The organism is Idiomarina sp. H2, assembly GCF_004364275.1.
Taxonomy (GTDB): Bacteria; Pseudomonadota; Gammaproteobacteria; order Enterobacterales; family Alteromonadaceae; genus Idiomarina; species Idiomarina loihiensis.
Genome location: NZ_SNZY01000009.1, coordinates 19,617 through 32,749, shown reverse-complemented (window position 1 = coordinate 32,749; position 13,133 = coordinate 19,617). Strand labels below are relative to the sequence as shown.

The following is a 13,133-nucleotide window of genomic DNA, read 5'->3' as shown; positions in this document are numbered from 1 at the left end:
CTTTAATCCTGTTTAATGCTTAATCATTAGCCGGGTTATTAACCCAAACGCTCTTTATGAAATTCGCCTGCAGCTTCTATAAAGCCTTTAAATAACGGGTGCCCGTCACGCGGCGTTGAAGTGAACTCCGGATGGAACTGTACCGCAACAAACCAACGGTGTTTCGGGTTTTCCAGAATCTCAACTAACTGCTTGTCATGCGAGTAACCCGTGATTTTTAAGCCTGCTTTTTCCAGCGGCTCAATGTAATGGTTGTTTACTTCGTAGCGATGGCGGTGACGCTCTTCAATGGTTTCTTTGCCATACATTTTAAGCGCTTTAGAACCTTTTTCTAAATGACATTCCTGTGAACCAAGACGCATCGTGCCGCCTAAGTCGGAATGCTTGTCGCGCAGTTCTTTTTGACCACTGGCGTCCATCCATTCCGTGATAAGACCAACTACCGGGTCACTGCAATTTTCATCAAACTCAGTGCTGTTAGCGCCGGTTAAACCAGCAACATTACGGGCAAATTCAATCATTGCCACTTGCATGCCTAAGCAAATGCCTAAGTAAGGAATGTTATTCTCGCGTGCGTATTTTGCCGCAATAAGCTTGCCCTCTATGCCACGATCACCAAAACCGCCTGGCACCAAAATAGCGTCCACATCTTCAAGCTTAGACGTACCTTTGGTTTCTAAGTCTTGAGAGTCGATGTAACGAATGTTTACCGTTAAACGATTTTTAAGGCCGGCATGAGCCAGCGCTTCGTTCACCGACTTATAGGCATCCGGCAGTTCAACGTACTTACCGACAAAACCGACGGTCACTTCACCATTCGGATTAGATTCTTGATACAGAACCTCTTCCCATTCATGCAAGTCGGCTTCGGGGCAATCTAAATTAAAGCGCTTGGTGACTATGTCATCCAAACTCTGGGCCTTTAACATAGAAGGAATTTTGTAAATGCTGTCTACGTCGCGCAAGCCAATAACCGCTCGCTCTTCTACATTGGTAAACAAAGCAATTTTCGAACGCTCTGTTGCCGGTAAGGAGCGATCCGAACGACACACCAATACATCTGGTTGAATACCAATAGAACGCAGTTCTTTCACTGAGTGCTGAGTCGGTTTGGTTTTCACCTCACCCGCAGCGCCTAAGAATGGCACCAGGGTCAGATGCATAAATAAGGTGTGGTCACGACCAATTTCTGTGCCCAACTGACGAATGGCTTCAAGGAAAGGTTGTGACTCAATGTCACCCACCGTGCCGCCAATTTCAATAATGGCAATGTCGAAGCCTTTACTGCCTTCAATAACACGACGCTTAATTTCGTTGGTAATGTGAGGAATGACCTGAATGGTCGCTCCTAAAAACTCACCTTTACGCTCACGGCGAATAATGTCTTCATAGACACGGCCGGTGGTAAAGTTGTTGCTGCTGGTCATACGGGTGCGGATAAAACGCTCGTAGTGACCAAGGTCAAGATCGGTTTCAGCTCCGTCTACGGTGACAAAAACTTCACCGTGCTGAATTGGACTCATGGTACCCGGATCTACGTTAATGTAGGGATCCAGCTTCATGATAGTAACGTTAAGGCCCCGTGCTTCTAGAATTGCCGCCAGGGAGGCTGCAGCAATGCCTTTACCCAGCGAGGATACAACTCCGCCGGTTACGAAAATATAGTTTGTCGCCATGTGATACCTAGTTGGTCAGGTCAAATTTGGGATTGCATTCAGACGGGAAAGTAGTATACCGAAAGACGACCTTAACAACAAATAAAAAGCACGCCACCTGTCTCCAACCAAGCACTTTTGCTAGTATAGCGCCAGCTAAAACCTATTCGGAGTTACTTTATGTCGTCCTGCTGTGGCACCACCGCACAACAACACATCGACAAAGCACAAAGGACATTATTATGGACCGTGCTGGTTCTTAACGGAGTGATGTTTTTCGTTGAATTTATTGCGGGTTGGTTAGCAGAGTCCAGTGGGCTTTTTGCCGACTCATTAGATATGCTGGCGGATACTCTGGTTTATGCAGTTAGTTTGTATGCTGTTGGTAAAGCCATAAAATACAAAGCCAACGCCGCCATTCTTAACGGCACACTGCAAACCGTGCTGGCACTTGTGGTTTTGGCAGATGTGTTACAACGTTTAATTTTTGGCAGCCAGCCTAACGCCAACATGATGCTCTGGGTTGCCCTGCTCGCTCTTGCCGTTAATATCGCTTGTTTCGCTTTGCTGTACAGCTCGCGCAATGGCGATATTAACATTCGTGCCAGCTGGATATGCTCGCGCAACGACATGATAATGAACGGCGGGGTAATTCTCTCAGCTCTGCTGGTTGCTAAGCTTAATATGGCCTGGCCGGACTTAGTCATAGCCACAGTCATTGCTTTAATTGTGCTGCGCTCTGCAATACGCATTATTCGCGATGCACGAGCAGTAAAAGCGGGTGAGAAAACTGACCTTTCGGGGTGCTGCGGCTAGGCTCCAGAATATAGCAAAAAACGCTAAGATCTAAACTCAAAAGGCCCTTTAGATTCGCTGCGGATCACTACGGTACCAGCTAATATATCGTGCCAGCCCTGCTTTTTGTCGCTAAAACCTATCCAGAAGAAGCCTAGAAAAACCGGAAGGATAGAGAGAATATAAGCAAAATAACGGCCGATGGCTTTCCCTATACTCAGGGTCCCCCCAGTATGCTCATCCACTACCCGTAATTTCAATATCATTTTACCGGGTGTTCCTAAGAACTTAATCCAGAAAAAGATAGTCAGTATGGCCGGTATAACGTAGTTAATCAGTACGTCCCAGAAGCCGTATATCAGCTTTTCACCTTGCCAGTACTCCTGACCGTAGATAAATCCAACGGGTATTGAAAACAAAATCACCAAGATAACAACGTCAATTAACATCGCTGCAAAGCGAATTCGAAACCCGGCGTACTTAGCGTATTCTTTTTTATCTTCCATTATTGTCCCTTTCCAATCCGTTTTTAATGATCGAGGCTTAATCATCAAACCGTTTTAGATAATGAAAAAGAACATATGTCCAAATAACAGCTGCGGGTATCAGACTAAAAGCAAGTTGAGCGTACATTTCAGAATTGCCGGTTAGTTCTACCGTGCTTATTGCTACTCCAATTCCCACACCGAAAAGTAAACTTAGAACGGAAAATAAAATGGTAAAGGCTTTGCGGTCGAATTTAGTTTCGCTAGCAGCTAATGCCTTCGCGCCTGAGTTCATGGTGTTTCCTTAATAGTCGCTTATAATCGGAACTTGATGTTTCAAGCATGTTAATAAAGTTAAACTTGCTTGTTAAGGGTAAATCAATAAAAAAGCGCGTTCGAGGTGAACGCGCTTATTCGGAAGCATTAATAAAATTACGTTTTCGCCTGTTTAAATCGATTTACCAAATAAAACAACGCGGGTAGAACAACCAGCGTCAGAAGCGTTGACGAAATAATACCGCCAATAACAACGGTGGCCAGAGGCCGTTGAACCTCTGCTCCTGTACCAGTATTAAATGCCATAGGAACAAAGCCTAAGCTCGCGACAAGAGCGGTCATTAATACCGGTCGCAGACGTTGTTGCGCTCCCTCAAATACAGCGTCTTTCAGCTGTAAGCCATCACGGAGTAACTGCCGGATAAAAGACAGCATAACAACCCCGTTTAACACCGCGACGCCGGACAAAGCAATAAAACCGACCGCCGCAGAAATAGACAGAGGCATCCCTCGCAATGACAAAGCGAAAATTCCGCCAGTTAATGCAAGCGGCACTCCGGTAAAGATAATCAATGCGCTGCTTAAAGAACCGAAGGCGCTATACAGCAGACCTAAAATCAGCAACAGCGTTAACGGAACCACCAGGCTTAAGCGCTGTGACGCTGACTTCAACTGCTCAAAAGTGCCGCCATAATCAATCCAATAACCAGTCGGAATATCCAGGTTTATGTTTAAACTCTCCTGAACCGCATTAACGAATGAGCCCAAATCGCGGTCAGTAACGTTGGCACTGACAATGACATTCCGTTTACCACTTTCGCGGTTAATTTGATTAGGCCCATTAGCTAAAGTCAGTTTAGCCACTTCACCTAACGGCACGTACTGTAGCTCTGGGTTATTTGCCGCAGGTACATCTACCGGCAGTTGTTTCAATTTTTCAATGTTCTGCCGCCAGTCATTGTCCAGCCGAACCAATAATTTGAAACGTTTGTCACCTTCATAAATAACCCCGGCCTGAATACCGCCTACAGCACTCTTCAGTGTACTTTGTACATCAGCAACCGTAAGCCCCAGCAACGCCAAATGGTCTCGCTTAGGTTCAACAGACAAGATAGGTAAGCCGGTCATTTGCTCAACGCGCACGCCGGAAGCCCCCGGAACCTCTCTGATAATAGCCGCCGCGGAGTCACCCAGTTGTTTGAGCTGCTCAAGGTCATCGCCGTATATACGTACACCAAGATCGGCCCGCACGCCAGCAATCAGCTCGTTAAACCGCATTTCTATTGGCTGGGTAAATTCGTACTTGTTACCGGGTAACTCTTGTACCGCCATACGAATTTCACTGACCAGTTGCTCTTTCGTTTTATCCGGATTGGGCCAGTCTTTGCGTTCCTTCAGCATAATGAAGGTATCGGCCACGCTCGGTGGCATCGGATCCGTTGCCACGTCCGGTGTACCAATTTTAGAAAAGACGCGCTTTACTTCGGCAAATTCAGCAACCACGGCTTCTACATCTTTTTGCATATCGACCGACTGCTGTAAGCCTGTGCCCGGAATTCGCAGCGCATGCATGGCAATATCGCCTTCGTCCAGTTGCGGCAAAAACTCCGTTCCCATACGGCTTGCCTGAAACAAAGAAACCGCAAATAGACCGAAACCGATAGCAATAACAAACACCGGAAGTTTTAACGCACCTCGTAACACCGGTTGATAGGCTTTACGAGCGCCGCGCATGACTTTGTTCTCGCCGTGCTTAATATTGCCACGGACAAAGATAGCCACAGAGGCAGGAACAAAAGTGACCGAGAAAATCAAGGCACCCAGCAGCGCTGCAACTACGGTGAAAGCCATAGGATGGAACATTTTTCCTTCCACGCCGCTTAATGCAAATATAGGCAGATACACCAACATAATAATGAGAACGCCAAATACTGCCGGGTTAAATACCTCACGCGTGCTTTTCATGACCTCAATCAGGCGTTCCTGAGTTCTTAACACCCTTCCTAACCGCTGTTGCGCATTACCCAGTCGTCGCAGAGCATTTTCCACTACAATAACGGCCCCATCGACAATAATGCCAAAGTCTATCGCGCCCAGACTCATCAAGTTGCCGGACACCTTATTCGTGACCATTCCGGTAATAGCAAACAGCATACTAAGCGGGATAACGCATGCGGTGATCAAGGCCGCTCGTATATTCCCGAGCAGAATAAACAGAACCACAACAACCAGAACCGCGCCTTCAAAAAGGTTCTTCTCAACCGTGGCAATGGTTTTATCCACCAAGGTAGTACGGTTATAAATGGGCTCGGCGACCACGCCATCCGGCAGGCTTTGCTGAACTTGTTCCAGCTTTTCAGACACCGCTTGTGCCACTATGCGACTGTTCTCGCCAATCAGCATCATGGCGGTGCCCAGAACCACCTCCTCCTGATTCGAAGTAGCCGCACCGGTACGCAGTTGTTTACCCAGTTTGACTTCAGCGATATGGCGAACCCGAACCGGCGCATCGTCCCGCTTGGATACCACCACATTGCCAATTTCTTCCAGAGATTGTAACTGGCCCGGCGAGCGCACCAGCCATTGTTCCCCGTTCTTTTCTATATAACCGGCACCAGCGTTTCGGTTGTTCAAATCCAGGGCCCGAAGCAAGTTTTGCATGGTCACTTTATAAGCCAGCATACGACCCGGGTCAGGTGCAACCTGGTATTGCTTTTCATAGCCACCGACACTGTTTATTTCGGTAACCCCTGGTACTTTTACCAACTGCGGTTTAATGATCCAGTCCTGTATGGTGCGCAGGCTTTCCGCAGTGTAAGGGTTACCCTCTGCGTCGGTTGCTCCGGGTTTTGATCTGACAACGTAATTAAAAATTTCACCTAGGCCTGACGCAATGGGACCCATAGCGGGTTCAACGCCTTGCGGCAGCTCACCCCTAACTTGCTGCAACCGCTCGCTGATTTGTTGCCGGGCCCAGTAAATGTCAGTGCCTTCTTCAAATACCACCGTCACCTGAGACAAGCCATAACGAGAAATTGAGCGGGTATAATCCAGCTTCGGAATACCCGCCATAGCCGTTTCTACCGGGTAAGTGATACGTTGTTCTGTTTCCAGCGGTGAGTAACCCGGTGCTTCGGTATTTACCTGTACCTGTACATTGGTAATGTCCGGCACCGCATCAATTGGCAGTTTCATGGTGCTGTACACACCAACGGCCGCAATCAAAAAGGTCGCAGCCACCACTAACCAGCGGCGTTCAACCGCAAAGCGAATGAGTGCATCAATCATGATAGTCCCCTTAGTGGCTGTGCCCTGCACCCTGTTTGAGAATGTCGGCTTTAATCAGATAACTGTTGCCAATGACATACTCAGCGCCTGGCTCAAGCCCCGAAAGAACCTCCACGTAGTCACCCGATTTGCGACCGGTTTTAATTTCACTGGCTTCAAACCGATTGCCGTCGCGGATAAAAACCACGGTTTTTCCGTTCAAGTTCTGAATCGCATCGGACTCAACCGCGACATTGGCAGTAAAGGTGTCAGTTGTGACATCCGCTTTAACATGCATACCCGGCCGCCAATGTCCTGACTTATTGGGCAACACGACGCGTGCCCGGGCTATGTGACCGCCGGTCATCTGAGGTGCAATGTAAGATACTGTACCGCTTACCATTTTATGGTGGTGTAAGTCATATACCTCGGCAGTCTGACCTTCCTGCATTGCTTCCACGTTTTCGGGAAAAGCTGACAACTCTACCCAAACTGAAGCGGTATTAATTACCTGAAATAAAGGTTGCTGATCCACTAACTCACCAACATTAGTAAATCGTTCAGAAACCTCGCCACTAATGGGACTGACTACACTGAACCTGGTACCTGTACTGACGTTTTCGACTACGGCAAGTACCTCGCCCTTTTCAACTGAGTCGCCGATATTGGCATTAAGCGAACTCACAATGCCTTTATAGCGGGCGCTAATATGCGCAATATTGTTATTCTCCGGGGCAATTACACCGAATACGGTTTGAGTCACAGCCATGCGTTGAGAGCTAACTTGCCCCATGCTCAGGTCGGCGTTTTCAATGGCTTTATCACTCAGTTCGGTATGCGACTTTTCATGGTGGTCATCTTCCGACGCCCAGATTTGGTGGGTGTAACTACAGACAGCCAACAAAGCAGCTGCTAAAAAGTAAGTTGATAATTTCACTGCTGTTCTCCTAAAAATGCTTGTCCGGTCATACGTTCCAGCTGAATGACATCGCTGTATATGGCGTGCTCCCGCGAAATTCTTTGATACTCGAGCTGAGCTAGCTCATTTTGCGCATCCAGCACCTGCAATAGCGAATGCGTACCGCGCACATAGCCCTGGTTCGTTTGTTCGACCAGTTGCTGTGCCAATGGCAATAGCGTGTCTTTCACTTTTTGTCGGTAGTTTTGGTGGGTTTGCAGGCTGTTTATTAGCGCCAGTGCCAGCGAGCGCAACTGAGTTCGCACCAGTTTCTGCTGCTGCAGGTTCGATTGATGCAAAACCCGACGCTGCTGAATACGCCCAATATTAGGATCTTGCAGTTGCAATGGCATCGAAGCTTCAACCACAAAACCGGTATCATCCGACTGATTGTTGTAACGCAAGCCAAATCCGAGACTTAAGTCAGAGGTAGAGTCTGCTTCCAACGCCTTTGCCTGAGCCTGCAATAAGTGTTCGGAATCTAACAGGCGTAAATATTCAGGCGCTTTATTTACTGCATTTAGAACGTCGGATTGCTTCGGCAACTTTAAGGGGAAATAAAAAGTCCCCGAAACTTGGTTAAAGTTTGGCTGCTCAGCCCACATTGCGCTGAGCTTTGCCTGCGCTTTAGCCAACTGGCCTTTCAGTTCCTCTATATCAGCCCGTTGGCTCTCGCGCTGAAGTTGGATACGGGTTACCTCAGAGTTTGGAACCGCGCCGGCATTTGCCCGCTCCTGTGCTGTTTCTAACAGACTCTCCGTACGATGGAGTTGCTGCTTGCTAAGGCTAATAAACTCCTGCAACTTGAGTACCTGGTAAAAGCGTTGTGTTGTTTGTGCCAGCACCTCAATGCGCTGGTATTCAAACTCGGCCCGTTGCACTTTTTCTTCGGCTGTTGCCGCATTAATGCGCTGCTGGCGTTTCTCTCCTAACTCAATGACCTGAGAGAACGATAACGTCATTTGCGCATTATCCAGACCGGAGCTTTCACCAGAGCCAGCAAAGTTTTCAACTTCCAGTCCAACTCTCGGGTTAGGTGAAAACTCAGCCTGCAGAGTCAGTGCCTCGGCGGCCTGCTGTTGGTAATCGTACTTTTGTAAATCGGGGTTACTCTTCAGCGTGCGGTTTAATGCATCACTTAAAGTTAAATCTGACGCGGCAGCACTAACCGGAAACACCAATATGGCACCCAGAAAGACCACCACGAAGCTCAAACGCTTCATGTTTTTTCTCCAATTGTTCGCTATTTAAAAATGACGGTAGAAATGGAGATTAAGCGTTTGGTGGGGGAACCGGCGGTTGATGGGCTAAACCCTTATCAAAAATCACAGCGGTAGGTTGAGCTTCGGTAATAACGGGACAAGCAGAGACACTAATGCCATAACCAGTAATGCAACTAACGTGCGCATGAAACTGGTGGTCGTGCCCCTGCTCAAGATCTAAAGATGAAGAATTCGGGCTATGTTCCAAACCATGGTTTACATCAAAAACAACATCCACACTGCTGTGGCTTGCGTCTTCCATATGGCCAACCACAGACGCACAGGTAAAAAAGCTGTGTATCAGGATGACTGTAATGAGTAACCATGAGATTTTCATGCCCGCTACTTTATCGAACTTAAGCCGCGAACGCTAGCGCAGAGCAATAAAGCTATAAGCCTATAAACTACTTTGCGTTATGCGTGCCAGTAGAATTCAAGTCAATATCTACGTCATAGTCGATAAATTTAGCCTCCCCCATATACCAAACTTCAAAGGTTTCGGGCTCGCCATAAAAATAGTAAACATCTACCGGTGGCTTGTTCCGACCATGAGCATACACAAAAGACTGCCTCGTTATTTCCTTTAGGTATCCCCTGCTGTCTTTAACAAAAACCTCATTCCGACGACGTTCTTGTTCGTACGCTTTTCTTTTTATCGTTTCACGCGGCTCAAACTCCGCGTAGTCAATAATGAGTCGGTTACCTTTTAGACTTACGCCTTGCGGCAATTCGTCTTTAGCATAGCTTTCTTTCGTCAGATTAGGTGCGATAAGCACCGGAAGCGCAGCTTTAAAGCGAGCAGGTTTAGTTGTGAACCTTTTTGGATAATAATCAATACTGTGCGCTTTAAAGTCATAAGCAAATTCAATGCTCTCTAAGTCCGTGTTTTCGAGGCTCCCACTTTTCTTTAACTCAACTTCAGCGGCATCCTGCACTGGCTCATTATTTTCATCAAAGAACTTATGACCGGCCATTGCAGATGCCGCCACCCGGTTGCCACTTTCAATAAATACATCGCTTTGTACATTGGGGTAAAACCACCTTATAACTCCGGGGGTTTCAACATCCTGTTTTTTCGGGTCGTCGAACTCATATCCTCGGAAATGTAGTAATGTCATTAAATCTGAAATTTCTTGTGCATTTAATTCGGTACGGGATGCTGTAACAGGCAGACGATCATTGTAAACAGGAGCCGTTAGCTCAATCTCAGGTATATCGCCCAGGCTGATCTCATAAGTCCGGGAATATGGCAGGTCAAGCACTGGAAGCTCTAACTCACGTTCCACTTTTTGGCTTTCTTCACCGTACACTAATAGCGTTAACAATCCTTTGTCTACTTGTCCGTTAAAGGCCCTGCCTAAGTATATTTTACCAGCGCGCGCCTCTTTACTGTCTTTTTGCCAGGCCTCAAAATCCTTTTTTACAGCTTCTAAATCGATATTTCCCTGTTTAGCCTTTTCTATCACCTCTTCCAGCAGGTCGTTTTCCTGATAAACCTCAGACATAGGCCGACGTCGAGTTGACCGCCAGGCAAGATAATCCCCATTGGCTGTAACGGCCTCAGCAAGAACATCTTCATTCCCAAACAATTTAGCGGGGGCAGTGCCGTCTTCAGTACTAATTTCAACTACGTAATAGTCTTCCCCAAACTCCAGCACGTTAATTAAAAAGCCGTCCCGCTCCAGAGTTTCTCCAACATCTTCAGCGCTGAGTTCAAATGTAATTATCTGTTCTGGCAATTCTGCATAAAACTCTCCCTTTACAGCAACTGGTCTGGGGGACTTCTCATCGCGTGCCTCGGTGAAACAGAATTCTTCACGTGTATCGACAATATCGCCCAATGCCTGCTTATTATTTGCCATATCAGGAAAGCTCGCATATTCAGGGAAGCCCAGGGTATCACCGTTGTCGAAAATCATATTGGTGTATGTCAGACTGTAACGAAACGGAAACTCAAAGCCAGGCTTCAGAGTAAAACCCTGTTCGTTTGAATATTGCATGCAAGAGAGGTGTTTCCAACTGTTTACCGCTACCATACTTTGCAAGTACGCTTCGATCATTGCGTCCCTGTCACTGTATTGGTTGAAATGGAAAAACTCCGGCTGAGTGTATTCAACTTTTTCTATCCCGGCATAAAAGACAAAAACGTCCATCATCCATTGGAAGTTAGACATTTCCTGACCGTACAGTGCACGTCCGAGCTCTTCGTCCTCAAGCCCTTTTAATATTTCAAAACGGGCGTCGTGAAGTTCATCGCGTTGCTGAATTTGCTCATACACAGTTCGACCCTCCTGCTTAGCTTCCTTGCTGTCTGCACAACCAGCACTCAGCATTGCGCTGACAAAGGCAACACCCAAAACTTTGTATATATTCACTGCTTCCCTACCTATTTTTTTGGTACATCTTTGTGCGCTACTCGTTTATTTGAAACCACCAGGACAAGTACGGATATTCTTCTAAAGCTTCCGATGGCGGTTGCTGCAAAAAGCCATGACCCGGATCAAGATCAAGCGCCCCGGTTTCCTGAACAATATCTCTAATTGCCTTAATGGATACATCCGACTTAGCCTCTTCCAGCTGCGCTTCCTCCTTAAAAGACCATAAATATAAGCCTAATGCGGAATACCACAGGCTGATTAATTCAGGGTTACTCTGCTCTTTTGCCTCAACAATGACTTCTTTTGCCGTATCCTGAATAGCCATTTCCACCGGCGGTAATGCATCGTCGCCCGTCAGCAAACCTGCTTCTACGAATTTCTGCCAAAGCGGTGAGCCGGCATCGCAATATAGGTAAGGAGGTTCAATGTAACCCACGGTGGGGTTTGTCTCGCCGTTCCACTTTTCTTCTGGGTGCAGTCCAATAAAAGTAAACTCGCGTACGCTATCAAGAAAGGCTTTATGCGCGGCGTAGTCAGGGTGTTGGGTGAGTTTAAATTGGTAAACAAAGTTGTGTTTCAACAAAGTGTCAATAACACGAAGATGAGTAAAACCAGTATCCCAACATTCCTGAAATTGATAGAGGTTGCAGAATAGCGAGCGCAGTTCCTGGCTCGTCTTTGTTTTCGACTGAGCCAGACAGTTAACCGACGACTCAACCAGGTCTTCAAACTCGTGCATCGACATAAGACATTCCCTTATTAGTAATAGCGCGGCTCTTCACAATACAGCTAACGGAAGAAAACTTACTATGCACCTTCCATTGGCACGGTGTTGTCATTTTGTAAACTGAGTTTACCCAACTTAATACCCAGCTCCAATACAGTTGTGGACACCTTTACAGAAACTTAACCCTAAGTTTCTGCATAACGGCCTGGAGGAACTAACGTATGCGACGAGCGCCCTCGTCCATTCCGGTCACTCTAAACTTCTTTCCAAGTGGTGCCCTGACAACGGGGCTTGATATCAATTCATCACCACAATAAATTCGCATGGGTAAACCAATATGCTCTTTACTCGCGGCTTTCCATTTACTCAGCGCATGGTCGGCCACTTCTATTGTCCATTGAACCGTATTATTGTCGGTAGTTGTATTTAACGAACTAAGGTCAGAACGCTCTAACAGTAAGGTATCCGGGGCTCCCTCACTCTTTGCTGGTAAATATAAGTTAAAATCACAGTACTTTTCTTTGTCCTCTGCGATCGCAGTATCGTCCGCATACGTGAAAGCACTTACCAATAAAGCAAGAACCAGAATGTATTTAAAATTGGTCAAGTTTTGTCCCTGTAACTGAGTCGGTAAAAAGTTTTCCAGCTTTCTAATTAAGCTTTGCAGATAATAATATTTATTATTTTATCAACGACTTCACCTGTATTACTCACGCCCTGCTCTGCATAATATTCCGCATTGAGTAATCTGAACCCCGCGTCTTGCAACAAGTTACAGGCGAGTTCCCTATCGTAGAGCTCAAAGCCATAAGGCACGAAGGGCAAATCTTTCATAAATGAACTATCGCCAAAAGCGAGACAGAATAGCCCCTGAGGTTTAAGAACACGTCGAATTTCCACTAAGTGCTCAAGTGGTTTGTCCCAAAAATAGAGAGTATGAACGGTCAGAACTTTATCGAATACATTGTTATCAAAATTGAGTTGAGAGGAATTGCCCTGCTGAAATGTTGCCTGCCCCGAAGTCACTATATCTTCGTTCATGCGTTTCGCTTCGGCAACCATATCTGCTGACCAATCAACGCCAGTATAGGAGAGGTTATCAGCCCGTTTGATTATGTCAGCAGCAAAAACTCCATTGCCGGGACCAATTTCCAGCAGTGACTCCGAATTTTGTAGGTTTAAAAGATCTATGCACTTTACGTTCAACTGACCGTTTGCACTGTTCATGTTTAAAGCGACTTCAGAGGCGTGCTCTCCACTAGGATGACGTAGCTGTGAAGCCAGAACTTGTGGATCCATTTGAGGTTACCCGTTAACAAATAATATTTTT

The 13,133-nt window shown here is 46.6% G+C and carries 12 protein-coding genes; 1 reads left to right on the top strand and 11 read right to left on the bottom strand.

The genetic code is table 11. The features are described 5' to 3' along the window. Positions 1–38 precede the first annotated feature (38 nt). Positions 39–1,676 carry a CTP synthase gene (locus tag DET62_RS11900; RefSeq protein WP_011234025.1) on the bottom strand — a complete coding sequence of 546 codons (1,638 nt, stop codon included), beginning with the start codon at positions 1,674–1,676 and terminating at the stop codon, positions 39–41. Between the two features lie 159 nt (positions 1,677–1,835). On the opposite strand from DET62_RS11900, the gene DET62_RS11895 reads away from it, so the two are divergent. Further along, the gene (locus DET62_RS11895) at positions 1,836–2,471 is read left to right on the top strand and encodes a cation diffusion facilitator family transporter (protein WP_011234026.1); all 636 of its coding nucleotides are present in this window, start codon (positions 1,836–1,838) and stop codon (positions 2,469–2,471) included. 23 nt (positions 2,472–2,494) lie between these two features. Here the strand turns inward: DET62_RS11895 and DET62_RS11890 are convergent, their stop codons facing one another. From DET62_RS11890 to DET62_RS11845, 10 genes are all read right to left on the bottom strand, one after another. Continuing rightward, on the bottom strand, positions 2,495–2,956 hold the full coding sequence (locus tag DET62_RS11890; protein WP_011234027.1) for an RDD family protein: 462 nt from the start codon (positions 2,954–2,956) through the stop codon (positions 2,495–2,497). Positions 2,957–2,993: 37 nt separating this feature from the next. Continuing rightward, positions 2,994–3,230 (bottom strand): hypothetical protein, encoded by a 237-nt coding sequence (locus DET62_RS11885; RefSeq protein WP_011234028.1) that lies wholly within the window; start codon positions 3,228–3,230, stop codon positions 2,994–2,996. A gap of 137 nt (positions 3,231–3,367) precedes the next feature. Next, positions 3,368–6,499: a CusA/CzcA family heavy metal efflux RND transporter gene (locus DET62_RS11880; RefSeq protein ID WP_110014059.1), complete on the bottom strand. Its 3,132-nt coding sequence runs from the start codon at positions 6,497–6,499 to the stop codon at positions 3,368–3,370. A 10-nt stretch (positions 6,500–6,509) separates the two neighbouring features. Then, a complete protein-coding gene (locus DET62_RS11875; protein ID WP_110014060.1) occupies positions 6,510–7,415 on the bottom strand; it encodes an efflux RND transporter periplasmic adaptor subunit in 906 nt (301 codons plus the stop codon). Then, positions 7,412–8,659, bottom strand: a complete 1,248-nt coding sequence (locus DET62_RS11870) for a TolC family protein (protein ID WP_011234031.1) — start codon at positions 8,657–8,659, stop codon at positions 7,412–7,414. The genes DET62_RS11875 and DET62_RS11870 overlap by 4 nt, the downstream gene beginning before the upstream one ends. A gap of 49 nt (positions 8,660–8,708) precedes the next feature. Further along, positions 8,709–9,035 (bottom strand): hypothetical protein, encoded by a 327-nt coding sequence (locus DET62_RS11865; protein WP_235598926.1) that lies wholly within the window; start codon positions 9,033–9,035, stop codon positions 8,709–8,711. Positions 9,036–9,102: 67 nt separating this feature from the next. Beyond that, positions 9,103–11,073, bottom strand: coding sequence for a hypothetical protein (locus tag DET62_RS11860; protein WP_110014061.1), 1,971 nt, complete (start codon positions 11,071–11,073; stop codon positions 9,103–9,105). A gap of 37 nt (positions 11,074–11,110) precedes the next feature. Then, complete coding sequence (locus tag DET62_RS11855; protein WP_110014062.1) at positions 11,111–11,821, bottom strand: hypothetical protein; 711 nt, start codon at positions 11,819–11,821, stop codon at positions 11,111–11,113. Positions 11,822–12,017: 196 nt separating this feature from the next. Next, complete coding sequence (locus DET62_RS11850; RefSeq protein WP_110014063.1) at positions 12,018–12,410, bottom strand: hypothetical protein; 393 nt, start codon at positions 12,408–12,410, stop codon at positions 12,018–12,020. Between the two features lie 47 nt (positions 12,411–12,457). Further along, the gene (locus DET62_RS11845) at positions 12,458–13,102 is read right to left on the bottom strand and encodes a class I SAM-dependent methyltransferase (RefSeq protein WP_110014064.1); all 645 of its coding nucleotides are present in this window, start codon (positions 13,100–13,102) and stop codon (positions 12,458–12,460) included. Positions 13,103–13,133 lie beyond the last annotated feature (31 nt).